The sequence below is a fragment of the Kitasatospora sp. GAS1066B genome, assembly GCF_041262605.1.
Taxonomy (GTDB): Bacteria; Actinomycetota; Actinomycetes; order Streptomycetales; family Streptomycetaceae; genus Kitasatospora.
In genome coordinates, this window is record NZ_JBGCCO010000009.1 from 1 (window position 1) to 20,734 (window position 20,734).

Annotated in this window: 20 protein-coding genes; 11 read left to right on the forward strand and 9 right to left on the reverse strand. The window is 72.3% G+C overall.

Annotated elements, in window-relative coordinates; all coding sequences use genetic code 11:
* The 3 genes from ABH937_RS11860 to ABH937_RS11870 form a co-directional block, all read right to left on the reverse strand.
* The coding region (locus ABH937_RS11860) for a hypothetical protein (RefSeq protein WP_370218175.1) at window positions 1-182 on the reverse strand (182 nt) is incomplete at its 3' end.
* The gene (locus tag ABH937_RS11865) at window positions 179-382 is read right to left on the reverse strand and encodes a hypothetical protein (protein ID WP_370218176.1); all 204 of its coding nucleotides are present in this window, start codon (window positions 380-382) and stop codon (window positions 179-181) included. The genes ABH937_RS11860 and ABH937_RS11865, both read right to left, overlap by 4 nt.
* A complete protein-coding gene (locus tag ABH937_RS11870) occupies window positions 379-705 on the reverse strand; it encodes a hypothetical protein (protein ID WP_370218177.1) in 327 nt (108 codons plus the stop codon). The genes ABH937_RS11865 and ABH937_RS11870 overlap by 4 nt, the downstream gene beginning before the upstream one ends.
* 149 nt (window positions 706-854) lie before the next feature.
* Here ABH937_RS11870 and ABH937_RS11875 point away from each other — a divergent pair, with 149 nt between their 5' ends.
* Genes ABH937_RS11875 through thpR form a run of 3 tightly spaced genes read left to right on the forward strand, consistent with a single transcriptional unit; the run spans window position 855 to window position 2,481 of the window.
* Window positions 855-1,805, forward strand: a complete 951-nt coding sequence (locus ABH937_RS11875) for a helix-turn-helix transcriptional regulator (RefSeq protein WP_280689739.1) — start codon at window positions 855-857, stop codon at window positions 1,803-1,805.
* Window positions 1,717-1,902: a DUF397 domain-containing protein gene (locus tag ABH937_RS11880; protein ID WP_370218262.1), complete on the forward strand. Its 186-nt coding sequence runs from the start codon at window positions 1,717-1,719 to the stop codon at window positions 1,900-1,902. The genes ABH937_RS11875 and ABH937_RS11880 overlap by 89 nt, the downstream gene beginning before the upstream one ends.
* A 3-nt stretch (window positions 1,903-1,905) precedes the next feature.
* Entirely contained in the window at window positions 1,906-2,481 is a 576-nt protein-coding gene (gene thpR, locus ABH937_RS11885) for an RNA 2',3'-cyclic phosphodiesterase (RefSeq protein WP_370218178.1), read from the forward strand.
* Here the strand turns inward: thpR and ABH937_RS11890 are convergent.
* Window positions 2,468-3,076, reverse strand: a complete 609-nt coding sequence (locus ABH937_RS11890; RefSeq protein WP_280689737.1) for a TetR/AcrR family transcriptional regulator — start codon at window positions 3,074-3,076, stop codon at window positions 2,468-2,470. The genes thpR and ABH937_RS11890 overlap by 14 nt on opposite strands.
* A gap of 79 nt (window positions 3,077-3,155) precedes the next feature.
* Here ABH937_RS11890 and ABH937_RS11895 point away from each other — a divergent pair, with 79 nt between their 5' ends.
* Window positions 3,156-3,920 (forward strand): SDR family NAD(P)-dependent oxidoreductase, encoded by a 765-nt coding sequence (locus ABH937_RS11895; RefSeq protein WP_280689736.1) that lies wholly within the window; start codon window positions 3,156-3,158, stop codon window positions 3,918-3,920.
* A 189-nt stretch (window positions 3,921-4,109) separates the two neighbouring features.
* On the opposite strand, the gene serC is transcribed toward ABH937_RS11895, so the two are convergent.
* Together serC and ABH937_RS11905 are read right to left on the reverse strand one after the other, a co-directional pair.
* Window positions 4,110-5,231 (reverse strand): phosphoserine transaminase, encoded by a 1,122-nt coding sequence (serC, locus tag ABH937_RS11900; protein WP_280689735.1) that lies wholly within the window; start codon window positions 5,229-5,231, stop codon window positions 4,110-4,112.
* Window positions 5,232-5,348: 117 nt separating this feature from the next.
* Entirely contained in the window at window positions 5,349-6,449 is a 1,101-nt protein-coding gene (locus ABH937_RS11905) for a citrate synthase 2 (RefSeq protein ID WP_280689734.1), read from the reverse strand.
* Window positions 6,450-6,834: 385 nt separating this feature from the next.
* Between ABH937_RS11905 and pdxH the strand changes: the two genes are divergently transcribed.
* The 6 genes from pdxH to fxsT all read left to right on the forward strand — a co-directional run bounded on the left by pdxH (window position 6,835) and on the right by fxsT (window position 16,789).
* A complete protein-coding gene (gene pdxH / locus ABH937_RS11910) occupies window positions 6,835-7,458 on the forward strand; it encodes a pyridoxamine 5'-phosphate oxidase (protein ID WP_370218263.1) in 624 nt (207 codons plus the stop codon).
* A gap of 267 nt (window positions 7,459-7,725) precedes the next feature.
* Window positions 7,726-7,908 carry a hypothetical protein gene (locus tag ABH937_RS11915; protein WP_280689733.1) on the forward strand — a complete coding sequence of 61 codons (183 nt, stop codon included), beginning with the start codon at window positions 7,726-7,728 and terminating at the stop codon, window positions 7,906-7,908.
* A 63-nt stretch (window positions 7,909-7,971) separates the two neighbouring features.
* Window positions 7,972-10,407, forward strand: a complete 2,436-nt coding sequence (locus ABH937_RS11920) for an FxsB family cyclophane-forming radical SAM/SPASM peptide maturase (RefSeq protein ID WP_370218179.1) — start codon at window positions 7,972-7,974, stop codon at window positions 10,405-10,407.
* A 1-nt stretch (window position 10,408) separates the two neighbouring features.
* Complete coding sequence (locus ABH937_RS11925) at window positions 10,409-11,245, forward strand: AAC(3) family N-acetyltransferase (RefSeq protein ID WP_280689731.1); 837 nt, start codon at window positions 10,409-10,411, stop codon at window positions 11,243-11,245.
* A 122-nt stretch (window positions 11,246-11,367) separates the two neighbouring features.
* A complete protein-coding gene (locus ABH937_RS11930) occupies window positions 11,368-12,726 on the forward strand; it encodes a TIR-like protein FxsC (RefSeq protein ID WP_280689730.1) in 1,359 nt (452 codons plus the stop codon).
* Entirely contained in the window at window positions 12,716-16,789 is a 4,074-nt protein-coding gene (fxsT, locus tag ABH937_RS11935; protein ID WP_370145485.1) for an FxSxx-COOH system tetratricopeptide repeat protein, read from the forward strand. The genes ABH937_RS11930 and fxsT overlap by 11 nt, the downstream gene beginning before the upstream one ends.
* 3 nt (window positions 16,790-16,792) lie before the next feature.
* Here the strand turns inward: fxsT and ABH937_RS11940 are convergent, their stop codons facing one another.
* From ABH937_RS11940 to ABH937_RS11950, 3 genes are all read right to left on the reverse strand, one after another.
* On the reverse strand, window positions 16,793-17,671 hold the full coding sequence (locus ABH937_RS11940; RefSeq protein ID WP_280689729.1) for an alpha/beta fold hydrolase: 879 nt from the start codon (window positions 17,669-17,671) through the stop codon (window positions 16,793-16,795).
* Between the two features lie 38 nt (window positions 17,672-17,709).
* On the reverse strand, window positions 17,710-18,636 hold the full coding sequence (locus ABH937_RS11945; protein WP_370218180.1) for a DUF4231 domain-containing protein: 927 nt from the start codon (window positions 18,634-18,636) through the stop codon (window positions 17,710-17,712).
* 168 nt (window positions 18,637-18,804) lie between these two features.
* Window positions 18,805-19,569, reverse strand: a complete 765-nt coding sequence (locus tag ABH937_RS11950) for an SIS domain-containing protein (RefSeq protein ID WP_280689727.1) — start codon at window positions 19,567-19,569, stop codon at window positions 18,805-18,807.
* Window positions 19,570-19,743: 174 nt separating this feature from the next.
* On the opposite strand from ABH937_RS11950, the gene ABH937_RS11955 reads away from it, so the two are divergent.
* Window positions 19,744-20,436 carry a metal-dependent transcriptional regulator gene (locus ABH937_RS11955; RefSeq protein ID WP_280689726.1) on the forward strand — a complete coding sequence of 231 codons (693 nt, stop codon included), beginning with the start codon at window positions 19,744-19,746 and terminating at the stop codon, window positions 20,434-20,436.
* Window positions 20,437-20,734 lie beyond the last annotated feature (298 nt).

The window sequence follows — 20,734 nt, forward strand, 5'->3', positions numbered from 1 at the left end:
CCCGCGCCCCCGGGCCCGGCCCCCCGCCCCCGCCCCCGCCGCGCGGCGCGGCCGGGCGCGTCCGGATCGGCTAGCCCGCCCGGGAGTTGGCGGCACGGGTGGGCGGTGAGGTCGAGCAGCAGCACGGTGGAGTCGTCGGGGTGGAGGAGGACGGCGCGGACGGTGAGGAGGCGGACGGTCACGTGTTGGCGTCCAGGGAGCGGATGGCGCGGGCGAGTTGGTGGGGTTCGGTGAGGTGGAACGGGCGGAGGCGGACCAGGACGGAGCCCTCGTGGGTGATGAGCCAGCCGTCGCCGGGTTCGGGGAGGTCGAGGTCCGCGTCGGTGAGGGCGGTGGTGAAGTCGGCCAGGGCGGCGGCCGCTTGGCGGCGGGGGTGGGTCATGGGGACTGCACCAGCCACTTCGCGTCGACCTCCCACTCGGGGCCGCCGCGCTCCGGGCGGAGGTAGACGAGGTCGCGGGTGCGGTCCATGACGATGCCGAGGCGCTGGTTGAGCGAGTCGTAGACCAACTCGCCGCGCTTGCGGGGCTCGTGGGGGTGGTCGGGGGGCGTGCTGCTGTAGGGGTCGACGGTGGGGTAGGGCGGGGTGAGGCGGAGGAAGAGTTCGGGGCGGCCGCCGCAGTCGGCCGGGCACTCGCACTCGGGCAGGCCGCGCTCGATGTAGGGCGGGGGAGGGGGAGTGGTGGGGTGGGGATGGCTTGTCATGGCAGATGGGCTCCGCGACTGGTGGCAGATCATGGCAGAGCAGGGCAAAGAGGAGGATTTTGGCCGTTTTCCCTGCGCACTTCAGTCTCGTGGTGTGACCATGGCGTCACAAGCGGTTGGGTAAGAGAGCTGCCAAGACTGTTGAGGGGATGATCATGGTCGTGGAGCTGGAAGTCCTTGACGGTGGGGTGTCGGACGAGGGGCCGATGACTTGGGGCAGGGTGCTGCGGATGCTCCGGGAGGAGAAGGGGCTGACGCAGGCGCAACTGGCTGACCTGCTGACAACCCATCAGACGATGATCAGCCACCTGGAGCTGGGCAAGGTCCAGCCAGACGAATCGTGGGCCAGGAGGCTGGATGAGGCGCTGGGGGCGGGTGGGTTGTTGGTGGCGGCGTTCAAGCTGGTGGAGCCGTACTTGTCACGGCCGCATCCGAACTGGGACGCCTATGAGGAGTATCGGAAGCTGGAGGGGCAAGCAGTTCGGTTGTATGAACTCGCCACCGGGCGGATGCCCGGCCTGCTGCAGACCGAGGAATACATGCGTGCACTGTTCGTCTCCTACAACCCTGCGGAGACCGAGGCGAAAGTCAGAGAGAGGCTTGCTCGGCAGAGCCGAAGGTTCGCATCTGGCAGACCTCACCTGGTCGCCGTGGTCGACGAGGCAGTGCTCCGGCGTGTTGTGGGGAGTCCGGCTGTGATGCGAGCGCAGCATGCCCATCTGCTGAAGATGATGCGGATGGCCGATGCTGTCATCCAGGTGCTCCCGTTGCGGGAAGGCGACGCTGCGCGAATGTCTATGAGTGGCATGCTCATTCTTGAACAGACGAGTGGTCAGAAGCGCGTCTATTCGGAGAGTCTTGATCAGGGACACTTCATCGACAGCGCACGCCAAGTGAGTCGGTACGTCGATGAGTATGATCGGCTGCGCGCGCAGGCCCTGTCTCAGAGGGAATCTGCTGAGCTGATCCGAAGTGTCATGGAGGGAATGGCCGATGACCAACATTACGTGGATCAAGAGCAGCTACTCGGGCGCGAGTGGCGGCGCGTGCGTCGAATGGGCCCCACAGTCCGCTACCCGAGGCCTCGTCCCCGTGCGTGACTCCAAGGACCCCGAGGGCCCCGCCCTCGTCTTCCCCGTCGCCTCCTTCACGGCGTTCCTTGCGGGCGTCAAGACGGGTTCGCTTGCCATGCTCTAGCTCATGAGACTCTTCGTCGCCGTCCACCCCTCCCCCGAAGCGGTCCGCGAACTCGCCGACGCCACCACCCCCCTCCGCACGCTCCCCGGCGCGGAGCGCCTGCGCTGGACGGCTGAGGAGGGCTGGCACCTCACCCTCGCGTTCCTCGGCTCGGTGCCCGACGACCAACTCCCGGCCCTCCGCGAGGCCCTCGCGCAGACCGCGCTCGGCTACCAAGCGCACCGCCTCCGCCTCGCTGGTGGTGGGCACTTCGGTGACCGCGTCCTCTGGGTCGGGCTGGCCGGGCAGACGTGGGCGTTGCGTTCGCTGGCCCGGGCGGTGCTCACGGTGATGGCCGAGGTCGCCGAAACGCCGGACGCCGAACTCGACTTCCACCCCCACCTCACCCTCGCCCGCACCGGGCGCGGTGGCCACCCCGGGCGCGAGGAGCGCGCCGCGCTGCGCACGGCGGCCGAGCGGTTGGAGGAGTTCCAGGGTGTGGAGTGGCCGGTGACGGAGTTTCAGTTGATGCGCAGCGACTTCGCCAGCGGCGGCTCGCGCTACACCGTCGTGGACCGCTGGCCGCTCACTCGCTCCTGAGCGGCGGCCACGCGCGCATCGCCGCCGCCGCGAGCAGCTCCAGCTCCGCCCGCCCGACCCCGTCCCTGGACTGCTGCGACATCCCCTGCAGCACCGCGGCGGTGAGCCGGGCCAGGGTGCCCGGGTCGGTCTCGGGCGGCTCCTCGCCGCTGGCCACCGCCGCCGCGATCAGGCGTTCGAAGTCCGCGACGCTGCCCTCCCGGATCGCCCGCAGCTGCTCCCGCACCTGCGGGCTGCCGCAGTTGACCCCAGCGCTGATCACCAGGCAGCCGTGCGGCCGGCCTGGCGTGGTGAACTCCGTTGCTGAGTCCCGGAGCAGTCGCGCGATCCCCGCCCGCACCGTCGGCTCCTCGGCCAGCGCGCGCGCCACGTAGGCGCCGTGGGTGTGGCGGAACCCGGCCACCGCCTCCTCGAAGAGCGAGCGCTTGTCGCCGAAGGCCGCGTAGAGGCTGGGGGCCCGGATGCCCATCGCCTCGGTCAGGTCGGCGATCGAGGTCGCCTCGTAGCCCCGCTCCCAGAACAGCATGGTGGCGGCGTCCAGGGCCGCCGCGCGGTCGAAGGACCGGGGGCGGCCACGGGGCGGGGGAGTCGGCATGCCCAAATTCTATATCGCCCGCTACAGAAACCGTGCTACGGTCCTTTCCATAGCGACTGCTACAGAATGGTGGGGTGCGATGAGCAGGCTTGCGGGGAAGACAGCCCTGGTGACCGGCGGCAGCCGGGGGATCGGCAAGGGGATCGCGCTGCGGCTGGCGCGCGAGGGCGCGCTGGTGGGGGTGCACTACGGGAGCAACGAGGCGGCCGCCAAGCAGACGGTGGCCGAGATCGAGGCGGCCGGCGGGCAGGCGTTCGCGCTCGGCGCCGAGCTGGGCGTGCCGGGCGACGCGGCGGCGCTCTGGGCCGCGTTCGACGCGGCGCTGGCCGCCCACAGCGGTGCCTCCGGTCTCGACATCCTGGTCAACAACGCTGGGATCGCGGCCCGGGGGACCATCGAGGAGGTGGCCGAGGCCGACTACGACCAGGTCTTCGCGGTCAACGTCAAGGCGCCGTTCTTCATCATCCAGCAGGGCCTCGACCGCCTGCGGGACGGTGGCCGGATCGTCAACATCTCCTCCGGTGTGACTCGGATAGCCATGCCCGGCCTGATCGCCTACTCGGCCACCAAGGGCGCGCTGGACGTGTTCACCAAGACGCTGGCCCAGCAGCTGGGCGCCCGTGGTGTGACGGTCAACACGGTGGCGCCGGGAGTCACCGACACCGACATCAATGCCGACTGGCTGGCCGACGACGCGGCCCGGGTCGGGGCCGCGGCGTCCTCGGCCTTCAACCGGATCGGCACCGCCGCCGACGTGGCCGACGTGGTCGCCTTCGTGGCCTCGGCCGACGCCCGCTGGGTGACCGGCCAGTTGCTGGACGCCACCGGGGGCTCCCACCTCTGAAAGCGCTCATCCCGGCCGGGTACGCTCAAACAGTGGACCCCAAGACTCGAACCCGTATCGTCTCCGGCGCCTTCCTGCTGATCCTGGTGGCGGTCGCGATCGGCGCGCTGCTGCAGAAGTAGCGCGCCCGCAAACGGCGGAAGGGCCGCTGCCTCGCCGGCAGCGGCCCTTCCTTCCGTCGTCAGTGGGTCAGAGCTGCTCGACCACGTAGTCGATGCAGGCCGTCAGCGCCTGCACGTCGGCCGGGTCGATCGCCGGGAACATCGCGACCCGCAGCTGGTTGCGGCCGAGCTTGCGGTACGGCTCGGTGTCCACGATGCCGTTGGCCCGCAGCGCCTTGGCCACGGCGGCGGCGTCGATCGCGTCGTCGAAGTCGATGGTGCCGACCACCTGCGAGCGCTGCGCCGGCTCGGCGACGAACGGGGTGGCGAACGCGGACTTCTCGGCCCAGCCGTAGAGGTGCGCCGAGGATTCAGCCGTACGGGCGACAGCCCAGTCGAGCCCGCCGTTGCCGTTCAGCCACTCCAGCTGGTCGGCCAGCAGGAACAGGGTGGAGATCGACGGGGTGTTGTACGTCTGGTCCTTCGAGGAGTTGTCGATCGCGGTCGGCAGGTCGAAGAACGGCGGGACGTAGCGGCCGGAGCCGGCGATCTCGGCGGCCCGCGCCAGCGCGGCCGGCGAGAAGGCGGCCAGCCAGAGCCCGCCCTCGGAGGCGAAGGACTTCTGCGGCGCGAAGTAGTAGACGTCGGTCTCGGTGATGTCCACCGGCAGGCCGCCGGCGCCCGAGGTGGCGTCCACCAGCACCAGCGAGCCGTCGCCCGCGGTGCCCGCCGGGCGGCGGATCGGCATCGCGACGCCGGTGGAGGTCTCGTTGTGGGTCAGCGCGTAGACGTCCACGCCGGCCTCGGCGACCGGCAGCGGGTGGGTGCCGGGCTCGGTCTTGATCACGCTCGGGTCGTCCAGCCACGGCACGGCCTTGACCGAGGAGGCGAACTTCGAGGAGAACTCGCCGAAGCTCAGGTGCTGCGACTTCTGCCGCACCAGCCCGAGGGCGGCGATGTCCCAGAAGGCGGTGGAGCCGCCGTTGCCGAGCACCACCTCGTATCCCTCGGGAAGCGAGAAGAGGCTGCTCACGCCCTCGCGCACGCGCTTCACCAGGCTCTTGACCGGAGCCTGACGGTGCGAGGTGCCGAGCAGTGAGGTACCGGTGGCGGCGAGGGCGGTGAGGGCCTCGGGGCGCACCTTGGACGGGCCGCAGCCGAAACGGCCGTCGGCGGGCTTGAGGTCAGCGGGGATCTGAATCTGGGCCACCCGCGCAGCCTACTGGTCGGGCCGTGGGCCCAGCGCCCGCCGTCCGGCCGCTGAGATGTGATCTCCAGCGGCCGGACGGCGAAGAGCAGCTGATCGGGCGTCAGCGCGATTCAGGCGTCAGCGCGCGATCGAGTCGTAGCCCTCGATCTCGCGCGGGCTGCGGGCGGCCGGGCCGATGTAGCGGGCGGCGGGGCGGACCAGGCGGCCGGTGCGCTTCTGCTCCAGGATGTGCGCCGACCAGCCGGCGGTGCGGGCGCAGGTGAACATCGAGGTGAACATGTGCGCCGGGACCTCGGCGAAGTCCAGCATGATGGCGGCCCAGAACTCCACGTTGGTGGCCAGCACCCGGTCGGGGCGGCGGTTGTGCAGCTCCTCCAGGGCGGCCTTCTCCAGCGCCTCGGCGATCTCGAAGCGCGGCGCGCCGAGCTCCTTGGCGGTGCGGCGCAGCACGCGGGCGCGCGGGTCCTCGGCGCGGTAGACGCGGTGGCCGAAGCCCATCAGGCGCTCGCCCTTGTCGAGGGCGTTCTTGACCCACTTGGCGGCGTCGCCGGTGCGCTCGATCTCCTCGATCATGCCGAGCACCCGCGAGGGGGCGCCGCCGTGCAGCGGGCCGGACATCGCGCCGACCGCGCCGGACAGCGCGGCGGCGACGTCGGCGCCGGTGGAGGCGATGACCCGGGCGGTGAAGGTGGAGGCGTTCATGCCGTGCTCGGCGGCCGAGGTCCAGTAGGCGTCGATCGCCTTGACGTGCTTGGGGTCCGGCTCGCCGCGCCAGCGGATCATGAAGCGCTCGACGACCGTCTCGGCCTTGTCGATCTCGCTCTGCGGGACCATCGGCAGGCCCTGGCCGCGCGCGGACTGCGCGACGTAGGAGAGCGCCATGACCGCCGCGCGGGCGAGGTCGTCGCGGGCCTGCTCGGCGGAGATGTCGAGCAGCGGCTTCAGGCCCCAGACCGGGGCGAGCATGGCGAGCGCGGACTGCACGTCGACCCGGATGTCGCCGGAGTGCACCGGGATCGGGAAGGGCTCGGCGGACGGCAGGCCGGGGTTGAACTTGCCGTCGACCAGCAGACCCCAGACGTTGCCGAACGAGACATGCCCGACCAGCTCGTCGATGTCCACGCCGCGGTAGCGCAGCGCACCGCCCTCGCGGTCCGGCTCGGCGATCTCGCTCTCGAAAGCGATGACTCCCTCAAGCCCGGGTACGAAATCGGACATCACGCGGCTCCTCAGTGACGTGACGGGCCGGCCGCCTGGGTGGGGCGACGTGGCCAGTGACCGTTTTGGTGTTTGGCACTCGGTGCCAGAGTGGCAGGCACTGGGTGCATTGCGCCATACACCACTGCGGTGATGTTGCCCAAAGGGCCGCTCGACCTCACATCCGACACGGTGGACACCGGGGATCTTCCGGTGCGAACCGGCGCGTTTCGGACATCGGTCCGGACCGTAGGGGGCGAAGCGTTGGCGAGACACCATATCTCTTGATGTCGAGATTCCATAGGTGGAGCGTGGTCCGCTGCTTGTCGTACGGGATGATGTTGGCGTGCAGACTCCGGAAAGCGCCCAGGCCGCGCACCACCATTCCGCCCCCGACCTCGCCCGGATGCGCCGCCAGTACGCCGAGGCGGGTCTGTCCGAGCACGAGCTGGCTCCCGATCCGGTGACCCAGTTCAGCCGCTGGTTCGCGCAGGCCGAGCGGGCCGGGATCGCCGAGGCGAACGCCATGGTTCTCTCCACCGCCGACGCCGCGGGCCGCCCCAGCGCCCGGACCGTGCTGCTCAAGGGGTTCGACGAGCGCGGATTCGTCTTCTTCACCAACTACGGCTCGCGCAAGGGCACCGAGCTGACGGCCAATCCGCACGCCGCGCTGCTCTTCCCCTGGCATCCGATCCAGCGTCAGGTGATCGTCAGCGGCAGCGTGGAGCGGACCGGCCGGGACGAGACCGCCGCGTACTTCCGCACCCGCCCGCACGGCTCGCAGCTGGGCGCCTGGGCCAGCGAGCAGTCCAGCCCGGTCGCCTCCCGCGAGGTGCTGGAGCGGCGCTACGCCGAGCTCGCCTCCCGCTACCCCGAGGGGGAGGGCGTGCCGGTGCCGCCGTTCTGGGGCGGGTTCCGAGTGGTCCCGGAGACGGTGGAGTTCTGGCAGGGGCGGCCGAACCGGCTGCACGACCGGCTGGTGTACGCGGCGGACGGGGACGGGTGGGCGGTGCGGCGACTCTGCCCGTGAGGCACGAGTAGACGGCGGTTGCGCTCGGACGGCACCCCGATACGCGAAACGATGTAGCCCGCCCGGGTGGTATTTCTCCGCCGCCCGGACCAGTCCGAACGGCAAGTCAGCAGGTCGTCGCAGCTCGGGGGCGGTGTAGTCGGCGGCCCGACCTCGGACAACGCACGCCACTTGTGCCGATTGGCCTGCTATGGACTCCACAAGGGGCTACTTTTTACCCACACCCGCGGCAGTTGAACCGCGGCTCCCCGAAGAGGACCACGCGACATGACTACGACGACTCTGGCTCCCGCCCTTGCCGAGCACGCCGACCTGCCGGCCGGTGCCCGCGTGTCGCTGGACGAACTGGCCACCCTGGGGGTCGATGAGCTCACCGCGGCCCTCTATCGGGCGCTGCCGGGGGCGGATTCGAGCCAGATCGCGGTGGCCGCCTTCAACTCCTCGATCTAGCAGCGGAACAGCAGCGGACTCCACGCGCTCCTCAAGACGTTCCTCAAGCCGCGGGCGGCGGACATGACCCAGCCACTGGTGCCCTTCTCGCAGTTCGTGATCAAGGTGCACAGCCGCTGTGACCTGGCCTGCGACCACTGCTACGTCTACGAACACGCGGACACCAGCTGGCGCGGCCGCCCCCGGGCCGTCAGCGAGCGGGTGCTCGACCAGGCGGCGCGGCGGATCGGCGAGCACGCGCTCGCCCACCGGCTGCCCGCCGTGCACGTGGTGCTGCACGGCGGGGAGCCGCTGCTGGCCGGCCCCGCGCTGCTGCGGCGGGCGGCCGAGAGCCTGCGGGCCGCGCTGCCCGCCGACTGCCTGCTCGACCTGCGGATCCACACCAACGGGGTGCGACTGGACCGGGCCTTCTGCGAGTTGTTCGCGGAGCTCGGGATCAAGGTGGGCATCTCGCTGGACGGCGACCGGGCCGCCAACGACCGGCACCGGCGGTTCGCCGACGGGCGCAGCAGCCATCCGCAGGTGCTGGCGGCCGTCGAGCTGCTGCGCACACCGGAGTTCCGGCAGCTGTACGCCGGGCTGCTCTGCACCATCGACGTGGCGAACGACCCGCTCGAGGTGCTGGACGCGCTGCTCGAACTGGCGCCGCCCCGGATCGACTTCCTGCTTCCGCACGCGACGTGGGACGTGCCGCCGAACCGTCCCGCCACGCTGGGCGAGCACCCCTACGCCGACTGGCTGCTGACCATCCATCAGCGTTGGCTCCAGCTGGGCCGCCCGGTGCCGGTGCGCACCTTCGAGTCGATCCACCGGACCCTGCGCGGCGGTTCCAGCCTCACCGAGTCGCTCGGTCTGGACCCGGCGGATCTGGTGGTGATCGAGACCGATGGCACTTTCGAGCAGGCCGACAGCCTCAAGACGGCCTATGACGGCGCACCGGCGACCGGTTTCGACATTTTCGCGAACACGCTGGACGAGGTCGCCCGCCATCCGGGGATGATGGCTCGTCAGTCCGGTCTGGCCGGGCTGAGCGAGGCGTGCCGGGCCTGCCCGGTGGTCCGCAGCTGCGGCGGCGGGCTGTACGCGCACCGGTGGCGCACCGGCGCCGGCTTCGACAACCCGTCCGTCTTCTGCGGAGACCTCATGCGGCTGATCACCACCATCCGGGACCGGATCGCCACCGCGGTCCCCGCTGCGGCGCCCGCGCCCGTCCCGGCGCGACTGACGGATGGTCAACTCGACCAGCTGGCCCGCGGCCACGGGGACGCCGCCACCCTGGCCACGCTCGCCGCCGGGCAGTTGGACCTGACCCGCCGGCTGCTGGCGGCCGTCGGACCGGCGGCCGGGGAAGCCTGGCAGCTGCTCACCGAGCTGGACGACCAGGCGCCGCACGCGGTGGACGCGGTACTCGCCCACCCGTACGTCCGGGCCTGGGCGGTGCGCTGCCTGCGGACCGAGCAGGACGGTCCGCGGGCCGACCTCGGCGGGCTGGCGGAGATCGCCGCCGCCGCGCTGATCCGGGCCGGGTACGCCGCTGAACTGCCGGTGCCGGTGCCGGTGCGCGGCGGCGCGGTGCAGTTGCCCACGCTCGGCCGGGTGCTGGTCGGCGGCGCGGGGCAGGCGGTGGTGCGCGCCGGTGCGGACGGTTTCGCGGTGCGCGCGCCGGGCGGCGCCGAGCAACTGATCGGGTTCGACCAGCCGGGCGGCGAGCGCTGGCTGCCGGTGCGCCGGTTGAGCCTCGCGGGCGGCTGGTCGGTGGCCCTGGAGGACACCGATCCGCAGCGGGACAGCCACCAGTGGCCGGTCGAGCAGCGGCTCACCGAGGAGGCGCTGGCCGGCTGGACCGGCGCGCTGCGCGAGGCCTGGGAACTGACGCTGCGTGATCTGCCGGGGTACGCGGTCGGGATCGCCGCCGGGCTGACCACCATCACCCCGCTGCGCCCCGGGCCGGCCGGGCAGCAGGTCAGCGCGGCGGCCCGGCAGGCCTTCGGCGCGGTCGGGATCGCCCGGCCCGCCACCGCGCCGATCCTGGCGCTGCTGATCGCGCACGAGTTCCAGCACGTCAAGCTGGGCGCGGTACTGGACTTCCACGACCTGTACGACCCGGCGGACCAGCGCCGCTACCACGCCCCGTGGCGCGCGGACCCGCGCCCGCTGGAGGGCCTGTTGCAGGGGACGTACGCGCACCTGGCGGTGACCGACTTCTGGGGTACCCGGGTGGCCGCCTACGACGGGGTGGGCGGCGAGGCGGCCGAGTTCGCGCGCGGCCAGCTGGCGCTCTGGCGCGGGCACACCGACCGGGCGATCGACACGCTGCTCGACTCGGGCTCGCTGACCGCGCTCGGCGAGCGGTTCGCGGCCGGCATGCGGGCCACCGTGGCGCCCTGGCCGGCCGCGCCGCTCGAGGCCGAGAGCGAGGCCGAGGCCGAGGCCGAGACCGAGGTGGCGGCCCCCGCCCGGCAGGGGGCGTGGACCACCGCTCCGGTGGCGAGTACCTGAGGTGCTGACGGTCGACCAGCTGACCGCCCAGCTCCGCGGCCTGGGCGTCGGCCCCGACACCGGCGTGCTGCTGGTGCACGCCGCGCTGCGCTCGCTCGGCCCGGTGGCGGGGGGTTCGGCGGGGGTGCTGGCCGCGCTGCGCGCCGCGCTCGGGCCCGAGGGCACGCTGGTGGCCTACACCGCGACGCCGGAGAACTCGGTGACCTCGCGACTGCACGTCGAGGCCACCGCCGGCCTCTCGCCCGTCCAGCGGGCCGCCTACCTGGCCGCGATGCCTCCGTTCGACCGGCTGACCACCCCGTGCTCGCCGACCGTGGGCCGGCTCTCCGAGGAGCTACGCGCCGCCGGCCGCGCGCTGCGCAGCGCGCACCCGCAGACCTCGTTCGCCGCGCTCGGCCCGCTGGCCGGGCACCTGGTCGCCGAGCACCCGTACGACTGCCACCTCGGCGAGGAGTCCCCGGTCGGGCAGCTCTACCGGACCGGCGCGTGGGTGCTGATGCTCGGCGCGCCGCTGACCTCCTGCACCGCCTTCCACCTGGCCGAGTACCGGGTGCCCAGCCCGCCGCGCAAGCGGTACGGGTGCATGGTCAAGGGGCCGGACGGCACGGCGCGCTGGGAGCGGTTCGAGGGGGTGGACCTGGACGACCGGCACTTTCCCCGGATGCTGGCCCGGATCCGGCGCCGGTTGGATCGGGCCAGGACGGGGCCGGTGGGTGGCACCGCGGCCCTGCTGATGCCGGTGCGGCCCGCGGTGGACGAGGCCCGCGAGTGGTTGCTGGACGAGCTGACCGGCCGTGAGGCGGCTGGAACCGGTGGGGAGATCGGCGCAAAGGCCTGACAGTTGACCGCGCCCTGACGCATGATCAGGGGGTGGGGCGATCGCGGTATTCCCCGGGGAGGCCGGTCTTCCTACACTGGAGGTCCCTGCGGGGAACTGGCGGTCGGCGCGGGGGAGGCTGCGTGAACGACGCTGAAGGCGGGCGGAAGGCCTCGGCGAAGCCACACTTCTTCCTCAGCTACGCGCACATGCCGCCGGTCGGCACGCGCAATCCCAACGCCCGGGTCAGCCAGTTCTACGAGGACCTCTGCGAGGCCGTGCTGCAGCTGACCCCGCTGCCCACCGCCGATCCGGTGGGCTTCATGGACGAGACCATGCACCAGGGCGACAACTGGGCCGCCAAGATCTCCGAAGCGCTGGCCACCTGCCGGGTCTTCGTGCCGCTCTACCATCCGCGGCTGTTCCGCAGCACGCCGTGCGGCCAGGAGTGGTACACCTTCGCCCAGCGCACGGCCAACGCGCCCGGCGGAGCGGAGCAGAACAGCGCGATCGTGCCGGTGCTCTGGGTGGGCATGCAGGACGGCGCGCTGCCGCCGGTGGCGCACGCCGTGCAGTACAACCATCCCAGCTTTCCGCGCGCCTACGCCGAGGACGGGCTGTACGCGCTGATGGCCCAGCGCCACCACCAGGGGCTGTACGAGAAGGTGGTGTACAAGCTCGCCCGGCGGATCGTCGAGGTGGCGCTGGAGACCGTGGTCCCGGTGGTCGAACCGGTCGACTTCACCACCAACCCCTCGGCCTTCCCGGGGCGTTCGGCCGCCGACGAACTCACCATCGCGGTGCTGGCGTTCAGGGACTCCGAGGTGCCCGCGCACCGCGATCGCGGCTACTACGGCGCCGGGCGCACCGACTGGAACCCCTATCTGCGCGGCGCCGAGACGGCGCTGGCCGAGAAGGCGATGCAGCTGGCCCGGCAGTGCGACCTCAACCCGACGGTGCACGAGTTCGACCTGGCGGCCGGTCGGCTGATGGAGCTGGAGCGGCCGCAGGGCCCGGGCGTGGTGCTGCTGGACCGCTGGGTGCTGCAGGATCCGCGACGGCGGGAGCTGGTCCGGGAGTTCGCCCGGCGCAACCCGGCCTGGGTGGCCGTGGTGGAGCCGTGGAACCGGGACGACCCGCAGTGCGTGGCGCGCTCCGCCGAACTGATCACGCTGACCAACCAGGTGCTCGGCCGGGCCGTCAGCGCCCGGCCGTCCTTCCGTCCCACCGCCGGCGATGCCGGCGATCCCGAAGGGGTGCCCACCGCACCGGACTTCGGCCTGGCCTTCCAGCACGCCGCGGTCCGCGCGCAGAAGGCCTTCAAGGAACGGGCGCTGCCCAGGCCACCCGGCACCGGCGAGAGCCGGCCGCGGCTGGCCGGCGCCTTCGAGGACCCGCGGCCGCCCACCGGCCGCCATCACGAGCCCGACCCGCGCACCGCCTATTTCGAACCGCGCACCACCGAGGACGACCAGAACGAAGGAGGAGATCATGACGTCTGACCGGACTCGCAACCTCCGGCTGGGTGGGCGCGGTTCGGCCTCGCCGCTGACCACCCCCGGACCCGCCGCGGGCCGCCCCGGCATCGAGGAGGACCGCCAGGGGCGGATCATCACGTTCTACTCCTACAAGGGCGGCACCGGGCGCACCATGGCGCTGGCCAACACCGCCTGGATCCTGGCCGCCAACGGCTTCCGGGTGCTCACCGTGGACTGGGACCTGGAGGCCCCCGGGCTGGCCAAGTTCTTCCACCCGTTCCTGGACGCGGCCGAACTCGCCGACGCGCCGGGCGTGATGACGCTGATCAACGACTACCGCGAGGAGGCGCTGCGGGAGACCGAGCTGCACGCCGACGCGCTCCTCGAGCCCGAGCGCTACCAGCGGGAGCTGCGCGAGATCGGCCACCACCCCGGCTGGCACCTGGACTTCGCCAAGGTGGCCGGGCACGCGGTGCCGCTCTCCTGGGGCGGCTTCCCGGCCGGCGGCAGCATCGACTTCCTGGCGGCGGGGCGGCAGGACCGGGACTACTCCGGCACCCTCGGCAGCCTGGACTGGGACCTGTTCTACGAGCGCTTCGACGGCGGGCAGTTCTTCGACGCGCTGCGCGCGGACATGCGCAAGCGCTACGACTACGTGCTGATCGACAGCCGCACCGGGCTCTCCGACACCGCCGAGATCTGCACCGTGCAGATGCCCGACGACCTGGTGGTCTGCTTCACCCTGAGCGACCAGAGCATCGACGGCGCCTCCCGGATCGCCCAGCACATCGCGGACCGCTACCGGGACCGCGGGATCCGGATCCTGCCGGTCCCGATGCGGATCGACGACTTCGAGAAGGACAAGGCGGACGCCGGGCGGGCGCTGGCCCGGATCCGCTTCGACGGGCTGCCCTCGGGCCTGTCCGGCGAGCAACTGGTCCACTACTGGGGCTCGGTGGAGATCCCGTACCGGCCGTTCTACGCCTACGAGGAGATCCTGGCCACCTTCGGCGACCAGGTGGGGACCCCGACCAGCATGCTGTCGGCCTGCGAGCGGCTCGCCGACACGATCACCGAGGGCCGGGTGAACGCGCTGCCGCCGATGGACGAGGAGGTGCGGCTGCGCTACATCGAGGCCTTCACCCGCCGCCGTCCCACCGTGCCGGCCGACATCTACCTCAGCTACGTGCCCGAGGACCGGATGTGGGCCGACTGGATCGAGTACGTGCTGACCGCGGCCGGCTTCCGGGTGTTGCCCAGGGACGTGGGCGCCGGGGCGGACGCGCGGGCCGAGACCGAGCGCTCGGTGGACGCGGCCTACCGCACGGTCGCGGTGCTCTCCCCGGCCTACCTGCGCGCCCCGCAGGCCCGCGCGCTCTGGGAGTCGGTGGTCGGCTCGGACCCGTCCGGCACCCGGCGCCAGCTGATCCCGGTCCGGGTCGGCGCCACCCCGCTGGCCGCCCCGTTCAGCAGCCGCAACCCGGTGGACCTGGTCAACCTCAAGGAGCCGCAGGCGCTGGTGGCGCTGATCAAGGCGCTGGGCCGGGAGGAGGCGCCGGCCGTGGACACCGCGAGCGGGCCCCGGTTCCCCGGCACCCAGCCGGAGATCTGGAACGTGCCGCCGCGCAACAGCTACTTCACCGGGCGCGCCGAGGTGCTGGAGCGGCTGCGCAACCAGCTCGGCGGCGGGGCGACGGCGGTGCTGCCGGTGCCGCAGACCCTCTACGGGCTCGGCGGCGTGGGCAAGACACAGGTGGCGCTGGAGTACGCGCACCGGTTCATGGCCGACTACGACCTGGTCTGGTGGGTCTCGGCCGAGCAGGAGGACGAGATCCAGGGCCAGCTGGCCGAGCTCGCGCGCAAGATGGGCCGGGCCACCAACGAGCCGGTGGCGCTCGCCACCGAGATCGCGCTGGAGGCGCTGCGCCGCGGTGAGCGGGTCAAGCGCTGGCTGCTGATCTTCGACAACGCGGACGAGCCGGGCGAGATCCGCCGGTACTTCCCCGGCGGCAACGGCCACATCCTGGTCACCTCGCGCAACCAGGCCTGGGCCACCCACGCCGAGGCGCTGACCATGGACGTCTTCACCCGCGGCGAGAGCATCGACCACCTGACCCGGCGCACCGCCGGCGCGCTCAACCGGGCGGACGCGGACGCGGTGGCCGAGGCGGTCGGCGACCTGCCGCTGGCCGTCGAGGTGGCCGGCGCCTGGCTGAAGGCCACCGGCACGCCGGTCGCCGAGTACATCCAGGCGCTGCGCACCGAGGCGGCCCGGGTGCTGGAGCTCGGTCGCCCGGTGGACTACCCGATGACGGTCGGCGCCACCTGGCGGGTCTCCATCGCCCGGCTGCGCGAGCAGTCACCGGCCGCCGCCCGGATGCTGCAGCTGTGCGCCTACTTCGCGCCCGAGCCGATCTCGATGAACCTCTTCTACAGCGACCAGATGATCCGCGCGCTGGTCCCCTTCGACCCGGGGCTGAGCGACAAGTTCCTGCTCGGGCGGGTGATCCAGGCGATCGGCCGGTACGCGCTGGCCAAGGTGGACGCGGGGGCCAACAGCATCCAGGTGCACCGGCTGGTCCAGGAGGTGATCCGCTCGGAGATGACCCTGGAGGAGCAGACCGACACCGTGCACGAGGTGCACCGGATCCTGATCGGCGCCCGCCCGGTCGTCGGCGACACCGACGACCCGGCGAACTGGCCGGCCTTCGAGGAGATCTGGCCACACCTGTCGCCGTCCCGGGCGCACGACTGCGACGAGTCCGACACCCGGCAGCTGATGATCGACCGGGTCCGCTACCTGTGGAAGCGCGGCGAGTTCGCCCAGGCCCGCCGGATGGGCCACCTGCTGGACGACGCCTGGACCGCCAAGCTCGGCCAGGACGACCGGCAGACCCTGCTGCTGCGCTTCCAGCTGGCCAACGTGATGCGCTCGCAGGGCCAGTACGCGGAGGCCATGGCGCTGGACGAGGCCACCCTGCGCAGCCAGCGCCAGGTGCTCGGCGAGCACCACCCGTACACCCTGATGACGGCCGGCTCGCTGAGCGCCGACCACCGGGCGCTGGGCGAGTTCGCCGAGGCGCTCGAACTGGACCGGCAGACCCTGGACCGGTTCCGCGAGCAGTTCGGCGAGGACAACCCGCGCACCCTGTCGATCGCCAACAACCTGGCCATCGACCTGCGCCTGGTCGGCGACAGCAAGGCGGCCCAGGAACTGGACCAGGACACGCTGGACCGGCGCACCCTGGTGCTCGGCCCCAAGCACCCCTACACCCTCTCCAGCAAGTCCATGCTCGCCCGCGACCTGCGGGAACAGGGCGACTACCAAGGGTCCGTGACGGTCCACCAGGAGGTCGTCGAGGCCTACGCCGAGGTGCTGGACATCGACGTCCCGGAGATCCTGCGCAACGCCAAGTCGCTGGCGGTCTCGCTGCGCAAGGCGGGCCGGCAGGCCGAGGCCCGCCGGCTCACCAAGGAGACCTACGAGCGCTACCTGGAGCGGTACGGCGAGAACGCGCCCGACACGCTGGCCTGCGCGCTCAACCTGGCCGCCGACTACAGCGCCGGCGGCGACAAGGACGCGGCCCGCGACCTGGCCCGCCAGGTCTTCGTCGGCCATCAGCAGCTCTTCGGCCCCGAGCACCCGTTCACCCTGGCCTGCGCCAACAACCTGGTGATCTACCTGCGCGGCAGCGGCGGTCTGGAGGAGGCCGCGGAGCTGGGCGCGGTCACCGTGGAGACGCTCAGCCGGGTGCTGGGCCCCGAGCACCCGTACACCCTGAACGCGATGATCAACCTGGCCAACGTCTACGGCGACTCGGGCCGGCTGGTCGAGGCCGAGGCGCTGGAGCAGACCGCCTACCGGTCGCTGTGCGACCGCTACGAGCCGCGCCACCCGGACGCGGTGGCCTGTCAGGCCAACCTCGCGGTCACGCTGCGGGCCCAGGGCAAGGTGAACCAGGCCGCCGAACTGCGCTCGCGCGCGGTGGCCGAATTCATCCGGCAGCTGGGGGAGGAGCACCCCAACACCGTCTCGGCCAGGGGGTGGAAGCGGATCAACCGCGACCTGGAGCCCCAGCCGGTCTGACGGTCAGGCGGTCGCGTCGGCCGCCGCCCACTTCAGGGCGGCGGTCATCACCCGCAGCGAGCCCAGGTGGGCCGCGCCCGGCTCCAGGAAGAACGTGGCGTCCGGGATGTGCGCGGCCAGCCAGCGGGAGTGGTCGACCGGGGAGAACATGTCGTCGGCGCCGTGCCAGAGCCAGGTCGGCGCCGTGACGTCCTGTGCCTTGAACCCCCAGTCGGTGGTGAAGGCGCGCACGTCGTCGATCCAGCCGTCGGCGTTCTGCCGGAACGCCTCCCGGTAGTTGCTCAGCAGCAGCCGGCGGATCCCGGCGTCCGAGACCACCGCCCGGTCGGTGCCGGACAGTTCGCTGCGCAGGCCGGCCAGCAGGGTGTTCGGGTCGTCCCGGATCCGGCGGGCCCGCTGCGCCATGGTGGCGGCGATCCGCTGGTGGTCGCGCTCGGCGGCCCGGTAGTCGCGGTCGTTGGAGGGCGCCATCCCGCCGTACCAGTCCAGGCCCTCGGCGTTCCAGGGGGCCAGGCTGACCAGCGCGGCCACCCGGTGCACCCGCTCCGCCAGCAGCGCGCCGCAGGCCAGCGCGTGCGGGCCGCCGCCGGAGCGGCCGACCACGGCGAACCGGTCCAGTCCCAGCTCGTCGGCGATGGTCTGCACGTCCACTGCCGCCGCAGCGACCTGACGGCCGATCAGGCGGTCCGAGCCGCCGTAGCCGGGGCGGTCGAAGGAGATCAGGTGCACGCCGAGGTTGTAGAGCACGGTGCTGCGCGGAATCGGCCCGAGTCGGCTGCCGGGTGTGCCGTGCATCAGGAAGACCGGGCGGCCTTCGGGATCACCGAAGGTCTGCACCGCCAGCCTGCGGTGGTCGGCGGTCTTCACCAGTCGGGGCTGCACGCCGGGGACCTCCAGTGTTCAGGGGACGGGGACGGGCCTCACAGGCTCGGGCCGCGGACCTCGCGGCGGGCCTGCCAGGTGGTGTGTTCGCGGGAGACGGCGTCCTCGGCGTCCCGCGCGAGTCTGGCCCAGAGCTCCTCCGAGTCCTCGGCGGCCGGGTCCAGCTGGGTCAACTGGTCCTGGATGATCCGCAGTTCGTCGGCCGCCAGCCGGTAGGCGGCGGCCAGCGGCCGGTACTGGCGCAGCTGGGCCCAGGCGATCACCGAGACGGCCACCGCCGAGACGGCGCCCGGTGCGTCGTAGTGGGACCAGCCGGTGGCGCGCAGCACCGCCAGCAGCAGGCCCATGGCCGGCAGCGCGATGCCGAGCTGTTCGGTCAGCCGTCCGGCCCGGTCGCAGTAGGCGGCCTTGGCCCGGTACCAGCGGTGCTGGGCCTGTACCCGCTCGCGCAGGTAGACCTCGCGGCGCACGGCCAGCGGCTGTTCGCGCAGGCTGCGCATCGCCACCGTCACCTCCGCACGCCGCTCGGCGTCGCCCGGCAGCACCGCGCTGTGCCGGAAGCCGCGCAGGATGCCGCGCAGCTGCAGGTGGTAGAGGCCCTCGGCGTCCGGCAGCGTGGTCGGCGGTGGCTGATAGGCGTCGGCCCGGACCGCGTACTTCCAGGCCAGCGTCTTGACCGACTCGGCGGCCGCCCGGCCGTCGTACCAGCGGCCCTGCGGATTGCGCCGGCTGACCCCGGCCGCCAGGCCGGCGGTGCCCAGGTAGGCCAGCGCCGCCGCCCAGGCGAACGGGCGGGCGCCGACCGAGCCGACCGCGGCGGCGGCCGTGAGCAGCAGCAGTTCCCAGCGGACCAGCTGGACCGAGCGCTGCTGGTGGCGCAGCGAGGCGGAGTCGGCGAGCCGGAACAGCTCCGGCATCAGGTCGGCCTCGCGGACCGGGCCCGTGGATCCCGCACCGGCTGCCATCGAGTCCGCCCCCCGTACGTGCGTGGTGTCCCGCTGGACGCTGACGTACTGCCCACGGCGGAGCCCGGGTACGCCTTCGCCCGGGCCAGTATGAGCGGTGCCGCACGTCGCGCACAGGTCTGGTACGCGCCGTTCTGGCCCGGCGGGACGGGCCGGCCGGAAGTCCGGTCAGAAGTTGTAGAAGATCCGGTCGGCCTGCTCGGCCATCAGCTTGGCGTTCCAGTCGGTGCCGCCGTCCACGTTGCCGGAGCGGAACAGCGGCGGCGTGCCGCCCTCACCGTTCACCGCGCGCTCGGCCAGCAGGCCCACCGCGCCGACCACCACGGCCTGCATCAGCGCGCTGGTCACGATGGTGGAGACCGGGCCGAAGGCGGTGTCGGCGCCCGGGTGGGTCAGCTCGCCGTCACCCACCGCGATCTTGCTGTCCAGGACCACGTCGCAGTGGTCCTTCAGGAAGGTCCCGGACGGGTGCTTGGCGGTGACCTGGCCCGGATAGGCCAGCGAGGTCACCCCGACCACGCGCAGGCCGCGGGCCCGGGCGTGCGCGGCCAGCTCCACCGGCATCACCTGGCGGCCGGAGAGCGAGATGACGAAGAGCAGGTCGCCGATGGTGGCGGGGGTCAGGTCCAGGGTCGTGGTGGCCAGCCCGGAGACCCGCTCCAGCGCGCTGCCCAGCGGCGCCGGCAGCACGGTGACCCCGGCCATCCCCGGCACGTTCAGCAGGTTGAAGGGGACCAGGCCGCCGGCCCGGTAGACCACGTCCTGGGCGGCCAGCGAGGAGTGCCCGGCGCCGAAGGCGAAGATCCGCCGGCCCTCGGTGACCGCGTCGGCGAGCAGTTCGGCGGCCCGGCCGATCGCCTCGCCCTCCTCGGCGCGGACCCGCTGGAGGTGGTTCACAGCGGCCTCGAAGTACTGCCCGACCAGGTCATCCATGAGAGATCTTCCCTAACCGCCAGTGGAGAAAGCTACGGCGAGCACGGTGGGCCCTGTGGTGGTCCGCTGTCAACAGGGACGAAACCGGACGGGAAGCCCTCCGGGGGGCGCTCGGTTGTCACCTCGGTACGTCAGAATTGGCGGTGAGGACACCGAGGAACGGAGCCGGCGGCGATGTCTGGGCTTATCGATACGACTGAGATGTACCTCCGCACCATTCTGGAGCTGGAGGAAGAGGGCATCATTCCGATGCGTGCCCGGATCGCCGAGCGGTTGGAGCAGAGTGGACCCACGGTCAGCCAGACGGTCGGCCGGATGGAGCGTGACGGCCTGCTGCGGGTGGCCGGCGACCGTCACCTGGAGCTCACCGAGGAGGGGCGCCGGCTGGCGGTGCGGGTGATGCGCAAGCACCGGATCGCCGAGTGCCTGCTGGTCGACGTGATCGGCCTGGAGTGGGAGCAGGTGCACGAGGAGGCCTGCCGCTGGGAGCACGTGATGAGCGAGACGGTCGAGCGCAAGGTGCTCACCATGCTCGGCCACCCGACCCAGTCGCCCTACGGCAACCCGATCCCCGGGCTGGACGAGCTGGGCGACACCAAGGCCGAGGGCGAGGGCTTCGACGCGGCCCTGGTCACGCTCGACGCGCTGCGCCCGGTGGGCGAGGGCGCCAGCGTGGTGGTCAGACGGATCGGCGAGCCGATCCAGACCGACGAGGACATGATGCGCACCCTGCGCCGGGCCGGGGTCCGCCCCGGCGCGACCATCCAGGTCTCGTCGACCGTCGGGGGCGTGCTGGTCGGCAGCGGTGTGGACGCCGCCGAGCTCGGCAAGGAGATCGCGGCGCACGTCTTCGTCGCGCACGTCTGACCGGACTCGTCTGACCGGACTCGCGGCGGCAGCGTACGTGTGACGCAGGGCCCGGCACGTCCCCACGTGCCGGGCCCTGCGCGGTCCCCACCCTGATCCCCCTGATCCCCCCCGATCCCCTCCGTGCCACGCCCGGCTTCCCCGTCCCGGCGTCCCCTCCGGCTCCCCCGGTTCCTGTGCCCCCGGTCCCGGTGTCTCTCTGCCAGCTGTCCCTTTCGTTGTGGTTTGTGCTCTCGGTGCCTGCCTCATTCATCCCCGGGGTGGCCGGTGCCAATCCCGTGGCCCTGTCACTCGTCCG

Coding starts and splice junctions, on each gene's coding strand:
- ABH937_RS11895 (WP_280689736.1), top strand. CDS start 3,156: ATGAGCAGGCTTGCGGGGAAGACAGCCCTGGTGACCGGCGGCAGCCGG.
- ABH937_RS11945 (WP_370218180.1), bottom strand. CDS start 18,636: ATGGCAGCCGGTGCGGGATCCACGGGCCCGGTCCGCGAGGCCGACCTG.
- ABH937_RS11915 (WP_280689733.1), top strand. CDS start 7,726: ATGACTACGACGACTCTGGCTCCCGCCCTTGCCGAGCACGCCGACCTG.
- ABH937_RS11870 (WP_370218177.1), bottom strand. CDS start 705: ATGACAAGCCATCCCCACCCCACCACTCCCCCTCCCCCGCCCTACATC.
- ABH937_RS11890 (WP_280689737.1), bottom strand. CDS start 3,076: ATGCCGACTCCCCCGCCCCGTGGCCGCCCCCGGTCCTTCGACCGCGCG.
- ABH937_RS11865 (WP_370218176.1), bottom strand. CDS start 382: ATGACCCACCCCCGCCGCCAAGCGGCCGCCGCCCTGGCCGACTTCACC.
- ABH937_RS11905 (WP_280689734.1), bottom strand. CDS start 6,449: ATGTCCGATTTCGTACCCGGGCTTGAGGGAGTCATCGCTTTCGAGAGC.
- ABH937_RS11955 (WP_280689726.1), top strand. CDS start 19,744: ATGTCTGGGCTTATCGATACGACTGAGATGTACCTCCGCACCATTCTG.
- ABH937_RS11920 (WP_370218179.1), top strand. CDS start 7,972: ATGACCCAGCCACTGGTGCCCTTCTCGCAGTTCGTGATCAAGGTGCAC.
- thpR (WP_370218178.1), top strand. CDS start 1,906: ATGAGACTCTTCGTCGCCGTCCACCCCTCCCCCGAAGCGGTCCGCGAA.
- ABH937_RS11950 (WP_280689727.1), bottom strand. CDS start 19,569: ATGGATGACCTGGTCGGGCAGTACTTCGAGGCCGCTGTGAACCACCTC.
- fxsT (WP_370145485.1), top strand. CDS start 12,716: ATGACGTCTGACCGGACTCGCAACCTCCGGCTGGGTGGGCGCGGTTCG.
- pdxH (WP_370218263.1), top strand. CDS start 6,835: ATGCGCCGCCAGTACGCCGAGGCGGGTCTGTCCGAGCACGAGCTGGCT.
- ABH937_RS11875 (WP_280689739.1), top strand. CDS start 855: ATGATCATGGTCGTGGAGCTGGAAGTCCTTGACGGTGGGGTGTCGGAC.